The sequence below is a fragment of the Alkalihalobacillus sp. TS-13 genome (assembly GCF_019720915.1).
Lineage (GTDB): Bacteria > Bacillota > Bacilli > Bacillales > Fictibacillaceae > Pseudalkalibacillus.
The window spans coordinates 1,724,832-1,738,401 of sequence record NZ_JAHKSI010000001.1; the positions used below are offsets into that span (position 1 = coordinate 1,724,832).

Below are 13,570 nucleotides of genomic sequence, written 5' to 3' on the forward strand. Positions count from 1 at the left end.
TTTTTGCAGTTTTGCGCCGAGTAACCGCAGGCGCAGGACGTGGTGGAATTTAGTCGAAGATCCTTATTATAGTCGATGATCCTTTTATAACGAGCGGGGTCCCGCCTGGATCGCTATTCCCGCAGGAGTCTCGTATATTTCCACTGCTTCCAGGTTTTCATCGATCTCTATATCAAATGATAACCGTTCATTAGCAACACACTAAAAAGAAAAATTCTCTCCTATTATCATTTTATCACGTATTTCGACCCGTAGGGACAAGGGTTAAGAAAATTTTGTAAAAGAAGGCATACTTCTAATACCTCTTATGAACGTAAAAAGTTTCAAAAATAACTTCAATTTTAGAGGAACGAATTCAAAGCCTTAGCAGTTCGCTCACGGAAAGGGAGCGAATTTAGTAAAAACTATCATTCATTTTTCAAAGTCATTTTACAAAGCCAAATAGAAAAAAGACCATCCCACACTTCCAGTCAGTTTGCTCGATTTTAACAATGAGAAGTTCTGACTTGAAGCGGGATTGGTCTTAATCATTATCTTCGACTTCATAAGCATTTATGATTTTTTGAACAAGAGGATGGCGTACTACATCGGATTGTTGCATATGCATAATCTTGATTCCTTGAATGTCTTTGAAAACTTTCTGTGCTTTACGAAGACCTGATTCTTTTCCACGTGGCAAATCGATTTGGGTAATGTCACCGGTAATGATCATTTTGGATCCGAAACCAAGTCTCGTCAGAAACATTTTCATTTGTTCTGGAGTGGTGTTCTGGGCTTCATCAAGTATGACGAATGCCTCATCCAACGTACGCCCTCTCATGTATGCCAGAGGTGCGATTTCAATCGTCCCACGCTCAATAAGTCTTTCCGTATGTTCCACTCCGAAAAGATCATGTAGGGCATCATATAAAGGTCTGAGGTATGGATCCACTTTTTCCTTCAGATCACCTGGCAGGAATCCAAGACTTTCTCCTGCTTCCACTGCAGGACGAGTCAGGATGATCCTTTTAACCTTACCTTCTTTCAGAGCTTTAACCGCCATGACGACAGCTAAAAATGTCTTTCCAGTACCTGCTGGACCGATTCCAAAGACGAGATCATTCTTTTTGATCGCATTGATGTAATGGCGTTGACCGAGTGTTTTTGAACGAATCGGTCTACCTTTTATATTTGTCGTGATTTCTTCTTCGAATAATTGATCAAGTTCTTCTAGTATGCCTTCATTCGATAGCTGTACGGCATAGATGACATCACGGTCGGTGATATTGACACCTTTACGGATCAACGAGAGAAGGGCGTTAAGGACATCTTCAACCAGTTGGGCAGTTTCCTCCTCGCCAGTGACAGCTACTCCACCGCCGCGGGTGACGATTTCTACGTCCAACGTCTGTTCAAGTGTTTTCAGGTGTGAATCATTAGGACCGAATAGGGCAATGCCTTCCGAAGGATTGTCTATTTGTAAACTCTTTATATTCAAGTGTTCTGACAATATGGCTCAATCTCCTCCAATTATTGGTTGTTCACTTACAATATTTTCGATGACTTTATAGTACATCGATACTTTTACTTTACCATTGTCGATAGTATGGTGCAAAATTTTTCCGCTTTTTATTTTTGCTTCATCATCCAGCTTGCTTTTCAGATCTTCACCAGCCATTTCTTGTGCTTTTTCAATGGCTTCCTTCTCCGTATATTTACGAACGACACGTTCTGATTCCTGTACATCTTTTCTTAGATAAGAGATTGGTAATTCCCACATGAACATCCGGAACGATTTTTCTTCCTCCAATACTTCATAATGATCATAGGTAACATCACTGAATCCCCATATCGGAATATTTTTACCAAATACGCTCAAGTAATGTTTGTGTATATTGTTTCCTGTGTAGGTTTCGAAGCTCGACTCCAGCGGCAGCGTCACATCACCTCGATACCAAACCTCACCGAACACTTTGCCTTTGGCAGCAACGGTGCGTGTGTTTTTATCTTTTCCAATATACCCTGAAACTAATAATTCTCCCTTTTGGACCAATTGATTTCTTTCCACTTTCGGTTGACCTTGCTCGATGAACATATCTGTAATGAATGCTTTCTTTTTAGCGACAAGGTTTTGAGGTCCAGTCACTTCCACCTTTTCAGGCAATTCTTTTTGCACGACTTTAAACTTGAAGGTAGTCCCGTCCAGCGTGACTCCAACCCACGTGACCTCGTCCATTTTTTCGGTAACAAAATATTGGACTTCACGTGGGTCCGGTAATCGGAATAAAAGTTTTCCTTTCTTGATTCCTAGCTCATCAACTACTTTTCGGAGGTGGTGTTCAGTTTGGGGATCGGCTCCGCTCACTTCAATTTTCCAAACCATGTTGGATAACAGGAAGACAATAACGAAAAAGGAAAGCAGTCCTAAAATGAACCCGCCTCTAGATATCATCCTTTTTACGATGAATGGTGCTCCCTGTTTTCGAACGACTGTGAATTTGCATCCGGATTCCCTTAGCGCTTTCCTTATGTGAAGAGCATCGTCGGTGAACATATGAAGCTCTAGCTGTGATTCATTCCGCCGTCTTATATCCCAAAGGTGGATATTATGATTCAAACAATAATTGAGGAAGGTTTCTGCATGTTCTCCTTCAATTTTTACGATAACAGTTCCTTTGAGGTACTTTGTCCAAAATTTTTTCATGGATCCTCCCCCTATAGGTTTTAAGAAATGTTTATGTAACGCACATCAAGAATTTTACCCTCTACTAAAATTTCCTCAGGGAGGATCGTTTTTAAGACAAAATCCTCACCTGTAATCAAGACCTCTCCTTGTTGAAGGTTAAGCCGGAGTTCTTCATTAGTGAATTTCTTAACTCCCCTATGGTTTTCAATATATATGTGCAAATGTCCGATCATCGTGATCCTGGGCAGGTCCATGACGACATCAGCTGGTAATTCCAAAGAACGGGTCATCCACTTTTTCACTTTCTGTTTCAAACGCGCCATAAACGAACCCCCTCTCATCTCATTTTTATGAATGAAAAGCAATAACTATCACCGTTATCCATACTTTCACCATTATATTTTTCATATTTGAATTCATGCGGGAAAGATTACGCCCGATTCGGTCTGGGGAAAACGTCCAAGCCAGCATAAGGAAATCTTCTAAGATTCCTCACCGCAGATACGAAAATGATTTCATTTATTTTGACATCATGTGCAAATGAAAAGAATAATTGATCACCGGGGAGGAAGGGAATTGGGTGAAAGTTAGGAATAAAAGAGCGCACAAAAAAAACCATGTACACTAAATTGCGCACATGGTTTTATCTTTTTTATCGTTGTCTTAAACGAGCTGTTACAGGATGCGGTTTTCTGGAACGAGGCGGACCAAGCACCTCTGCCCAAATGACACCCTGAGCAACATTGTCCGGGTTGGGCAGAACTTGACTTTTTGAAAGTTTCGGCTTAGGCTTCGGTTTTGGTTGAAGCAGTCTCGATTCTCTTGGCATATACTCACGAGTGTTATGCTCATGAACTGTCTTCTCTAATTCTTCCCGCTTTGTATGATATAACTCTTGTAAATCTGTTGAAATCTTTTCACCGCGTTCCTTCCATTGCCGTCCTGAACGGGTCTTTTCCTCAACACGAGCAGGTCTTGATTCAACTGGACGCGGTTGTTGTTGATTTTGTTGTGGTCTACGTTTAGGTTGCTGATGTTCATTTTGTTTTTCGATCTGACGCTTGAAGAAGCTGAGAATCCCGCCAATGACCAAAATCACGAAGAAGATGTTTTGCATCAGCAGTTCAAAGATCGCTTCTAGCACTAGTAAGTGCCTCCTCCTGGATTGTCGTCTTCATCCTTAGGGTCAGTCGCTTTACCGATCGATCCTCTCATATCAGTATCCGCTTTTACGTTATTATAATTCATGTAATCCATGACCCCAATATTCCCTGAACGTAATGCTTCTGCCATAGCCATCGGAACTTCGGCTTCAGCTTCCACAACTTTCGCACGCATTTCCTCAACACGGGCTTTCATTTCTTGTTCTTGTGCTACTGCCATTGCACGGCGTTCTTCCGCTTTCGCTTGAGCGATATTCTTATCCGCTTCAGCTTGCTCGGTTTGTAATTCTGCCCCGATGTTTTTACCGATATCAACGTCGGCAATATCAATCGACAAGATTTCGAACGCAGTACCAGCATCAAGACCTTTTGTAAGTACTGTTTGAGAAATCAAATCTGGATTTTCAAGGACTTTTTTATGATTATCCGATGAACCGATCGTTGATACGATCCCTTCACCTACACGCGCTATGACAGTATCTTCACCTGCACCACCGACGAGACGCTCGATATTTGCGCGCACTGTGATTCTAGCTTTCGCTTTCACTTCGATACCATCCATCGCCACACCAGCGATAAAAGGTGTCTCGATTACTTTTGGATTGACACTCATTTGAACAGCTTCTAATACGTCACGTCCCGCAAGATCGATCGCTGCACAACGTTCGAAGCTCAATTCAATGTTCGCTCTGTGAGCCGCGATCAGTGCATTTACGACCCGGTCTACATTACCACCTGCTAAGTAGTGACTCTCCAACTGGTTCGTACTGAGTTCAAGGCCAGCTTTTACCGCCTTGATCAACGGATTAATGACGCGGGATGGAATGACACGTCTCAAGCGCATTCCGATCAGTGTGAAAATACTTACTCTTACGCCTGCAGCAAGTGCGGAAATCCACAGGGCTACAGGTACGAACGTGAATAATACGGCCAGGGCGATAATGACTGCCCCTATTAAAATGACCATGGTTAAAATGTTAGGATCCATTTAATTAGTTACCCCCTTGATTTTCTACTACTATTATTTCTCTAACGATGATCCGAGAACCTTCCGTTTTAATGATTTTTATTGGACGATTTATTCCAATGTAACTACCTTCGGTGACGACATCATATCGATCGTCTCCGATGATTGCTGTACCTGATGGTCGTAAAGGAGTCATCGTTGTTCCAGTCATACCGATCAACTCACTCTTCGTAACATTCGAAATGTATCCTTTGTCATTGGAAGTGGAGTCAAAGAGTATGATTTTCTTTAATGGCCCATTATATCCAAAATATCTTAAGAAAAGGATTGATACAATGATTGTTGCGACTAAAGCGATCAAGATTGACAGCAAGATATTTCCGAGAGATCCCCCGGCAAGCACAATACCCACTAACACAGCGATAATTCCGCCAATCCCGAGGATCCCACCTGGCACGAACACCTCAGCTATAATCAATCCAATCCCCAATACAAACAAGATGAGAGATTCCCAACCTGCAAGTCCAGCGATCATATGGCCAAAGAAGAATAAAAGTAAGGCACCTAGTCCGAATGCACCCGGAATACCAAACCCTGGTGAATAAAGTTCAAGCACCAGTCCAATACTCCCGATCGATAGCAAGATTGGAACTACAACGGGATGTGTCACATAACGGGCGATCGTTTCAGCGAAAGATACTTCAATCTCCTTGATTTCAGCATCAGGTACTTTAAGATAGCCCAAGAGTTCATTGCGATTATTGACAATCGCTTCTGCATAACCAACTTCTTTCGCTTGTGTCGCATTGAGCGTCAGGAATTCATCCTTAGATACGCCCAATTCCTCAATTTCAACATCAGGATCTGCCATCGCTCTAGCATATTTCGGGTCACGATCGTTCAACTCTGCAGAAGCTTCCATTGTAGCGATCCATGCTGATTCAGCTTTTTTTCCTGCTGCATTACCCTGGGAATCGATGACTCCAGCAGCCCCAATAGTAGTCGACGGTTTCATCACGATCTGATCTGCATTCAAAGCAATGTACGCCCCTGCTGATAAAGCGTGTTTCGTGACATATGCAATGATTGGCACCTCAGACTCCCTCATGATTTTTGCAATGTTTCCAGCTGCATCGACCAATCCACCTGGTGTATCCAACTCCAAGACCAAGTAATCTGCATTGTTATCTTCAGCGGTTTTGATAGAACGTTTTATAAAAGATTCTAAACCTCTTTCAACCGCGTCCTGAACAGGAGCAACATAAACAACCGGTTTCCCATCTTCAGCTTGTGAAGGGTTTATTTGAACGAGAATCATTGGCAATAAAATCAACAACATATAGAATGAGATCTTTATATTTCTTTTAAACAATTTCATAAAATCCACCCCCTTTTACGATCTACACTTTCTACGTATAATAATACAGTTAGGTTTCACATTTTTAAAAGGAAATATTTTTGTGAGATCAAACTACGAAAATATGAGTTGAGTGTTGTCCAGATACTCCGGGGTTTTCTCCAGATAATTTCGATCAATGTCCAATTATTCCGTAGTTTTGTCCAGAAATTCCGAAATTTTGTCCAGAAAATCCTGAACCATGTCCAGAGACTCTAATAAGCGTAAAAAAACGCCTTGCACATGCAAGACGTTTTCAACTCATTTATTATGATAAGTTCTGTTGTACTAAACGGTTCACAAGACCACCATCTGCCTTGCCTTTTACTTTAGGCATGATGGCTCCCATCACTTTTCCCATATCCTGTTTCGAAGTTGCTCCCACTTGCTCAATTGTTTCTTTGACAAGTTGGTTGACTTCTTCTTCGGATAATTGTTCAGGGAGATACTCATTGAGTATTGCAATCTCTTGACGTAAGTTTTCGACTAAGTCTTCACGACCAGCCTTCTCGAATTCCTGGAGGGAGTCTTTCCGTTGTTTAACTTCACGTGAAAGAACCGTCAATTCCTCTTCTTCATTCAATTCGTGTCCTAACTTGATCGACTCGTTCTGAAGAGAAGACTTCACCATACGAATGACCGTCAGTCGTTGTTTTTCTTTGTTTTTCATCGCTTGTTTCATATCTTGATTCAAACGGTCAAGAAGACTCAATTAGAACACCCTCTCTTAGTACTTACGCTTACGAGCTGCTTCAGACTTCTTCTTACGCTTTACGCTAGGCTTTTCGTAATGCTTACGCTTACGTACCTCAGCCAATGTTCCTTCTTTAGAAACGTTGCGCTTAAAACGACGAAGTGCATCTTCTATAGATTCGTTCTTACGAACACTTGTTCTAATAGACATATATTTCCCTCCCTCCAAGCTCCTTCAAAAAAATAGAAAAAGGAGCGAAAAACCATATCTTTAAACATTATAATATATGCCTATTTTTTTCGTCAACTTTATTTCCTTTATTCATGTAATTATTTCGTCATGTCCAAAACACCTCGTCCATAATATAGACTAGGTGGTGATGATCAAATGACACAGATAATCTCATTATTCGCAGTTTTTTTGACGATATTCATTTTCGGAATGACTGTGATGCGTCTAGGTTTGAATACTGCTTCTCAAGAAAAATTCAAGGATTTGCTTCTTCGTTATACAGACAAGACCTGGAAAGGTTTTTTATTCGGTGCAGTGCTTACTGCTGTCGTACAAAGCAGTTCTGCTGTCATGGTGATCGTCATCGGTCTTGTTGCGGCTCGCCTCATGAGCTTCCGACAATCGATCGGTATCATACTCGGAGCGAATATCGGGACAACCGTTTCTACTGAAATCATAACACTCGAACTTAATCAGATGATCCTACCGTTTCTGATCATCGGATTCATAATGATTCTTTATCCAAGTAAATGGTCGTTTTGCTCTGGGTCAGCTCTGTTCGGTTTAGGATGCATGTTTGTAGCAATGAACGGTTTCGAAGCCTTAGCAGGTCCAATTACTGAGCTCTCATGGGTTCAGCATTTCCTTCAAAGGACAAATGAACATATATTATTCGGGTTAGGTTTGGGAACGACAATGACAGCAGTCATCCAATCCAGTACGGCCACTACTGCCATCATCATGTCACTCATGCATGAAAACATCCTTTCATTGACATCAGGCATCGCGATCATGCTAGGTGCTAATGTCGGGACTTGTGTTACGGCAGTGATTGCATCAGTTGGAACGACACGTGAAGCGAAGCTCGTCGCTTTTGCCCATATTTGGATCAATATCATCGGCGTGTTCCTCTTTCTTCCGTTTTTAAAAATCTTTTCTGAATTCGTCATCTTGTTGACCCATCTGCCAGACGTACAAATTGCGCATGCAAGTGTGTTGTTTAATGTCATTTCATCAATATTGCTACTGCCATGTGCGGGATTACTTGCTGCTTTAATTACGAAGCTTCATGGAGAAAGAGCAATATAGGGTGCTGCGGTCACCAAGTTTGGTTTTTACGGCCAAAATCGAGGGTTTTACGGTCGACTATAGTACTTTTACGGCCAAAAACTCCATTTTATCGGCCAAACGACATTTTCCGACCTTATTTTCTGTACATCATTGAATAGATTAAAAATTCAAAAAGAGCTGACCACGTGTCAGCTCTCCCTTTTTATTAATAATCTGATTGTGAAGTTTCACCTTTAACGATGGCAATTCCTGAGCTTGCACCGATTCGTGTTGCTCCAGCATCGATCATTTCTTTTGCGGATTCTGGTCCTCTTACTCCACCGCTCGCTTTTACACCGATTTCTGGCCCTACGACCTTACGCATCAATGCCACGTCTTCCTGAGTTGCTCCACCTGTTGAAAAACCAGTAGATGTTTTTACGAAATCCGCTCCAGCTTTCACTGATAGTTCACAAGCCTGTTTCTTTTCCTCGTCCGTAAGAAGGCATGTTTCAATGATCACTTTCGTAAGAGCTTTCCCTTTCGCGGCATCTACAACTGCTTTGATATCTTTCTCTACTAATTCGTAGTTTTTGCTTTTAAGTGCACCGATGTTGATGACCATATCCACTTCTGTTGCTCCATTTTCAATCGCATTTTTCGTTTCGAACGCTTTTGTTTCAGGAGTAGATGCACCTAATGGAAAACCGATTACTGTACATACTTTTACGTCTGTATCTTTCAAGATTTGATATGCCGTTCCAATCCATGTTGGATTTACACAAACTGAAGCAAATGAATATTCTTTTGCTTCTTCAGCAAGTTTTACAATGTCTTCTTTTGTCAATTCCGGTTTTAATGCTGTGTGGTCGATCATTTTTGCAATGTTCATACTTGCATCTCCTCTTTTGTTGTCATTAAATTTTGCACTTTTAGTCAAGAGTATTGTCTTCACAAGCCTATCGTCATGGCCGAAAATACACTCGCTATCCGCTGGCGGTCCGCTAGCCTCCTCCGCTTGCTTTTCCCGCACCCGTATATATATATATTTCCACTCGCACTGGTTTTCTACAACATGTCTTACCTTTTAAATCTTGTTGTTCTTTAAGCTGACGCGGTTGTCTGCTCTGAATCCATGACTCTCACAAATTGTCCTTCGTTCACAGGGTATCCTGCTTTCGTAATCTTTACACGAACGAGTTTACCAATCATGTCTTCAGTTGCAGGAATACGGACTTTCATATAATTCGCGGTATAACCGATATACATATCCCCGTCTGGATGCTCTTTATCAAGTTCCTCAGGGATGATGTCAAGGACTTCTCCTTCGTATTGAGAGGCGTATTCCTTTGCTAATTGATTCGAAAGTTCAATCAACCGATGGACGCGTTCATTTTTCACATCCTCAGGAACTTGATCATCCATATTGGCTGCAGGTGTTCCTGTTCTTCGGCTGAACGGGAATACATGAAGTTCAGAAAACTTATGATCTTTAATAAAATTATAAGTTTCCATGAACTCGCCTTCTGTTTCTCCAGGGAAGCCGACGATCACATCTGATGTTATCGCAAGGCCTGGTAACGCTTTTTTTAATTTGTTCAATCGATCCGTAAACATTTCCATACTGTACTTTCTTCTCATACGTTTAAGTACCGTATCAGATCCAGATTGTAATGGTATGTGCAAATGAGGAACAACGATATCGGAACGATCCAATACGTCGATCACCTCATCGGTCACCTGGCTTGCCTCAATAGAAGAAATCCGTAAACGTTTCAATCCTTTGACCTGTTCATCGATATCCGATAAAAGCTGGGCGAAATTATAATCTTTCATGTCCTCGCCATAGCCAGCTGTATGGATTCCTGTAAGGACGATTTCTTGATAGCCTGCATCCACAAGCTGCTGTGCTTGTTCGATGACATGCTCTGGTTTTCTTGAACGTAAAAGCCCACGCGCCCAAGGAATGATACAGAAGGTACAGAAATTGTTGCAACCTTCTTGAATCTTTAATGAAGCACGTGTACGATCGGTGAATGCAGGTACCTCAAGCTCTTCATAGACCCGAGCTTTCATGATGTTGCCTACCCCATTGATCGGCTGACGTTCACGTTTATATTGTTCGATGTATTCGAGCATCTTCACTCTGTCTTGTGTACCGACGACGACGTCGACACCTGGAATCGCCATGACCTCGGCTGGTGAGGTCTGAGCATAACATCCTGTTACACAAATGACGGCATCGGGATTTTTACGGATGGCACGACGGATCACCTGACGACTTTTTTTATCCCCAGTATTCGTTACGGTACAAGTGTTGATTACATACACATCCGCACGCTTTTCGAAATCTGTACGCTCGTAATCTTGACTCTTGAACAGCTGCCAGATCGCTTCAGTTTCGTAATGATTTACTTTACATCCTAATGTATGAAACGCTACAGAAGGCATTTATGGTCACCTCAATAATTCTAATTGATAGGAAATAGCAGAGAGCACATATAATGAAGCAGTCTCGGTCCTCAGAATACGCGGTCCAAAACCACAGGCAATAAAGCCCGCATCCTGGAGATGTTGGACTTCATGTTCTGTCAAACCGCCTTCCGGCCCTATGACAATGATGATACTCTCATTTCCGATATCCGCTCTGCTAAGAAGCTTAGCCAATCGGGACGTCTCATTCTGTTTCGCCTGTTCTTCATATGCAACGATTTTCATCATATACGATTCACTTTGAGAAATCAATTCCTTGAAAGAAACCGGCTCGATACATTCAGGCATTTTGTTTCGTTGGGATTGTTCAGCTGCTTCTTTAATGATCCTTTGCAGTCGTTCTGTTTTCTTTTTAGACTTTTTCGAATCCCATTTCACAATCGACCTGTCGGCTTGAAAAGGAATGAATCGTTCAGCCCCAAGTTCGGTACCTTTCTGGACAATCATCTCTAGTTTATCATGCTTTGGCAGACCTTGCGCGATCGTTACAGAAATTGGCAGTTCTGTTTCGTTTCCAATCCACTCGGCTACCGAAAGTTCCACAGATGAATCTGTCAATTCAAGAATCGCACACCTTGCAACACGACCTTGATTGTCGCTACAAATCACATGATCGCCAGGAGTCATCCGCATAACTTTCGAGATATGCTTCGCATCTTCCCCTTTTATCGAAACCAACGTATCAGTCATCTGATCAGGTTGGACGAAGTACCTCTGCATTATTGTGTCCCCTCAATTTCTTTCTGTTTAGGTTTTCTTGCAATGAAGGCGACCCAGTCTTCCATCAGTAACGTTTCATCTATAAGGAATCCATGCTCAAGAAGTGCTCGTTTCACTTCATCCTTTTTTCCTTTAATGATCCCTGAAACAATGAACTTCCCATCAGGTTTAAGTAATTTGAAAGCATCCTCATCAAAACGGAGGATGATTTCCGCTAATATGTTCGCTACGATCAAGTCGTATTCACCGCTGACGTTGTCCAAGAGGTTGTTTTGACGTACTGTGATCTGATCCTGGGATTTATTTAGCTTGATGTTCAATCGAGCACTTTTCACTGCTATTTCATCCAAGTCCAATGCAGTTACATGCTTTGCTCCGAGTTTCGCTGCAGCAATACTTAGAACGCCTGATCCTGTTCCCACATCAATCACTTCATCTTCAGGTTTCAGCGTTTTCTCGATTGCTTGGATACACATGACGGTCGTAGGGTGAGTCCCTGTACCAAAAGCCATTCCTGGATCAAGTTCTACAATTAGTTCATCCGTACTCACTTTTTCATACTCTTCCCATGTTGGTATGATCGTGATTCGTTCAGAAATTTTCACAGGCTTATAATACTTTTTCCAAGCTGTCGCCCATTCTTCCTCATGGACTTCACTAATCGTGATTTTATTGTGGCCAAGATCGATGTTATGAAGCAGCAGTCCATTGATGGCTTCCTTTATCTCTTCGACAGTCTCACCTAAAAAGCTGTTAACTGGCAAATAAGCTTTTACGACCACACCTTCATCAGGGTAATCGTCCGGATTCAGCTGGTAGATCTCTCCCATTGAGGTATCCCACACTTTCACCAAGTCTTGCGGGTCTTCAATTACAACTCCACTAGCTCCAGATTCGTGCAGGATATTAGAAATCGGTTCAATTGCTTCCTGTGTTGTAAGAATGCTGATTTCAGACCATTTCATGAGATCTACCATCTTCCTTTCATTTTTCATTCTCAGGATCGTCCGGTTACATTATTTCAGTTGTTATTCGCCTTTAAAAGCTCTTTTTACTTTACTGAACAAATTGTCATGCTGTTCATCTACTGTTTCACCACTGATATCAGCAAACTCACGAAGAAGTTGTTTTTGCCGTTCGTTCAGATTCTTCGGTGTAACTACTTTCACCTTGACATGCTGGTCTCCTTGACCGTACCCGCGAACGTTCTGAACACCTTTTCCGCGAAGACGGAAGCTCGTTCCTGATTGCGTCCCCGCTGGAATCTTGAGCTTAACTTTCCCATGTAGTGTCGGAACTTCAATCTCATCCCCTAGTGTTACTTGAGAAAATGTAAGCGGCATATCGATGAATATATCATCTCCATCACGCTTATAAAGCTCATGCGGAGATACACGCACTACCACATATAGATCTCCAGGAGGTCCGCCATTCTCCCCAGCTTCCCCTTTTCCAGCTACACGGATCTGTTGACCGTGATCGATACCAGCTGGAATTTTCACATGGATTTTCTTTTGCTTGCGCACTTTGCCTTTTCCACCACAAGTTTGACACTTATCTTTGATGAATTTGCCAGTTCCGTTACAGTGGTGGCACACCCTGCGGTTTACAACACGGCCGAATGGTGTATTCTGTTCAACATTCAACTGACCGCTGCCGCCGCAATGAGAACATGTTTCTGGTTTTGTTCCAGGTTTCGCTCCAGATCCGAAGCATGTATCACATTCTTCTTCCTTAGGGATTTGAATATCTGTCTCTTTACCGAAAACAGCTTCTTCGAATTTAAGAGTCATCGTATATTGCAAATCTGCCCCTTGACGCGGAGCATTCGGATTTCTACGTCCGCCACCGCCGCCAAAGAACATATCGAAAATATCACCGAAACCTCCAAAGTCTGCTCCACCAGCACCAAATCCCTGGTTAGGATCTGAGTGTCCGAACTGATCATAGTGGGCTTTCTTCTGAGAATCACTCAGGACATCATAGGCTTCCTTGACTTCCTTGAATTTCTCCTCAGCATCCGATTCTTTATTGACATCCGGATGAAATTTTCTAGCGAGTTTTCGATAAGCTTTTTTTATTTCATCAGTCGAAGCGTTCTTGTCAACGCCTAGGACTTCATAGTAATCACGCTTACTCAACACTCTCACTCCCGGTTCTTTTACATAACGATTATCATATCATTATAGTC

The 13,570-nt window shown here is 42.1% G+C and carries 14 protein-coding genes; 1 reads left to right on the forward strand and 13 read right to left on the reverse strand.

Annotated elements, in window-relative coordinates:
* Positions 1 to 523 precede the first annotated feature (523 nt).
* The 8 genes from KOL94_RS08645 to rpsU all read right to left on the reverse strand — a co-directional run bounded on the left by KOL94_RS08645 (position 524) and on the right by rpsU (position 7,095).
* Entirely contained in the window at positions 524 to 1,489 is a 966-nt protein-coding gene (locus KOL94_RS08645) for a PhoH family protein (RefSeq protein WP_221565648.1), read from the reverse strand.
* Between the two features lie 6 nt (positions 1,490 to 1,495).
* A complete protein-coding gene (yqfD, locus tag KOL94_RS08650) occupies positions 1,496 to 2,683 on the reverse strand; it encodes a sporulation protein YqfD (protein ID WP_221565649.1) in 1,188 nt (395 codons plus the stop codon).
* A 20-nt stretch (positions 2,684 to 2,703) separates the two neighbouring features.
* A complete protein-coding gene (yqfC, locus tag KOL94_RS08655) occupies positions 2,704 to 2,988 on the reverse strand; it encodes a sporulation protein YqfC (protein ID WP_221565651.1) in 285 nt (94 codons plus the stop codon).
* A gap of 329 nt (positions 2,989 to 3,317) precedes the next feature.
* Complete coding sequence (locus KOL94_RS08660; protein ID WP_221565653.1) at positions 3,318 to 3,809, reverse strand: hypothetical protein; 492 nt, start codon at positions 3,807 to 3,809, stop codon at positions 3,318 to 3,320.
* The gene (gene floA / locus KOL94_RS08665; RefSeq protein ID WP_221565655.1) at positions 3,809 to 4,816 is read right to left on the reverse strand and encodes a flotillin-like protein FloA; all 1,008 of its coding nucleotides are present in this window, start codon (positions 4,814 to 4,816) and stop codon (positions 3,809 to 3,811) included. The genes KOL94_RS08660 and floA overlap by 1 nt, the downstream gene beginning before the upstream one ends.
* A gap of 4 nt (positions 4,817 to 4,820) precedes the next feature.
* Positions 4,821 to 6,173, reverse strand: coding sequence for an NfeD family protein (locus KOL94_RS08670; RefSeq protein ID WP_221565657.1), 1,353 nt, complete (start codon positions 6,171 to 6,173; stop codon positions 4,821 to 4,823).
* Between the two features lie 286 nt (positions 6,174 to 6,459).
* Entirely contained in the window at positions 6,460 to 6,903 is a 444-nt protein-coding gene (locus KOL94_RS08675; RefSeq protein ID WP_221565659.1) for a GatB/YqeY domain-containing protein, read from the reverse strand.
* 15 nt (positions 6,904 to 6,918) lie between these two features.
* Positions 6,919 to 7,095: a 30S ribosomal protein S21 gene (rpsU, locus tag KOL94_RS08680; protein WP_221565661.1), complete on the reverse strand. Its 177-nt coding sequence runs from the start codon at positions 7,093 to 7,095 to the stop codon at positions 6,919 to 6,921.
* Positions 7,096 to 7,272: 177 nt separating this feature from the next.
* Here rpsU and KOL94_RS08685 point away from each other — a divergent pair, with 177 nt between their 5' ends.
* The gene (locus KOL94_RS08685; protein WP_221565663.1) at positions 7,273 to 8,205 is read left to right on the forward strand and encodes a Na/Pi symporter; all 933 of its coding nucleotides are present in this window, start codon (positions 7,273 to 7,275) and stop codon (positions 8,203 to 8,205) included.
* Between the two features lie 187 nt (positions 8,206 to 8,392).
* Here the strand turns inward: KOL94_RS08685 and deoC are convergent, their stop codons facing one another.
* The 5 genes from deoC to dnaJ form a co-directional block, all read right to left on the reverse strand.
* Positions 8,393 to 9,058 carry a deoxyribose-phosphate aldolase gene (deoC, locus tag KOL94_RS08690; RefSeq protein ID WP_221565665.1) on the reverse strand — a complete coding sequence of 222 codons (666 nt, stop codon included), beginning with the start codon at positions 9,056 to 9,058 and terminating at the stop codon, positions 8,393 to 8,395.
* Between the two features lie 212 nt (positions 9,059 to 9,270).
* Positions 9,271 to 10,617, reverse strand: coding sequence for a tRNA (N(6)-L-threonylcarbamoyladenosine(37)-C(2))-methylthiotransferase MtaB (mtaB, locus tag KOL94_RS08695; RefSeq protein ID WP_221565667.1), 1,347 nt, complete (start codon positions 10,615 to 10,617; stop codon positions 9,271 to 9,273).
* Positions 10,618 to 10,623: 6 nt separating this feature from the next.
* Positions 10,624 to 11,379 (reverse strand): 16S rRNA (uracil(1498)-N(3))-methyltransferase, encoded by a 756-nt coding sequence (locus tag KOL94_RS08700; RefSeq protein WP_221565669.1) that lies wholly within the window; start codon positions 11,377 to 11,379, stop codon positions 10,624 to 10,626.
* Positions 11,379 to 12,344, reverse strand: coding sequence for a 50S ribosomal protein L11 methyltransferase (prmA, locus tag KOL94_RS08705; protein WP_221565671.1), 966 nt, complete (start codon positions 12,342 to 12,344; stop codon positions 11,379 to 11,381). The genes KOL94_RS08700 and prmA overlap by 1 nt, the downstream gene beginning before the upstream one ends.
* Positions 12,345 to 12,407: 63 nt before the next feature.
* Positions 12,408 to 13,520, reverse strand: a complete 1,113-nt coding sequence (gene dnaJ, locus KOL94_RS08710; protein WP_221565673.1) for a molecular chaperone DnaJ — start codon at positions 13,518 to 13,520, stop codon at positions 12,408 to 12,410.
* Between the last annotated feature and the right edge of the window lie 50 nt (positions 13,521 to 13,570).

Coding starts and splice junctions, on each gene's coding strand:
- yqfD (WP_221565649.1), bottom strand. CDS start 2,683: ATGAAAAAATTTTGGACAAAGTACCTCAAAGGAACTGTTATCGTAAAA.
- yqfC (WP_221565651.1), bottom strand. CDS start 2,988: ATGGCGCGTTTGAAACAGAAAGTGAAAAAGTGGATGACCCGTTCTTTG.
- floA (WP_221565655.1), bottom strand. CDS start 4,816: ATGGATCCTAACATTTTAACCATGGTCATTTTAATAGGGGCAGTCATT.
- KOL94_RS08670 (WP_221565657.1), bottom strand. CDS start 6,173: ATGAAATTGTTTAAAAGAAATATAAAGATCTCATTCTATATGTTGTTG.
- rpsU (WP_221565661.1), bottom strand. CDS start 7,095: ATGTCTATTAGAACAAGTGTTCGTAAGAACGAATCTATAGAAGATGCA.
- KOL94_RS08685 (WP_221565663.1), top strand. CDS start 7,273: ATGACACAGATAATCTCATTATTCGCAGTTTTTTTGACGATATTCATT.
- deoC (WP_221565665.1), bottom strand. CDS start 9,058: ATGAACATTGCAAAAATGATCGACCACACAGCATTAAAACCGGAATTG.
- mtaB (WP_221565667.1), bottom strand. CDS start 10,617: ATGCCTTCTGTAGCGTTTCATACATTAGGATGTAAAGTAAATCATTAC.
- KOL94_RS08700 (WP_221565669.1), bottom strand. CDS start 11,379: ATGCAGAGGTACTTCGTCCAACCTGATCAGATGACTGATACGTTGGTT.
- prmA (WP_221565671.1), bottom strand. CDS start 12,344: ATGAAATGGTCTGAAATCAGCATTCTTACAACACAGGAAGCAATTGAA.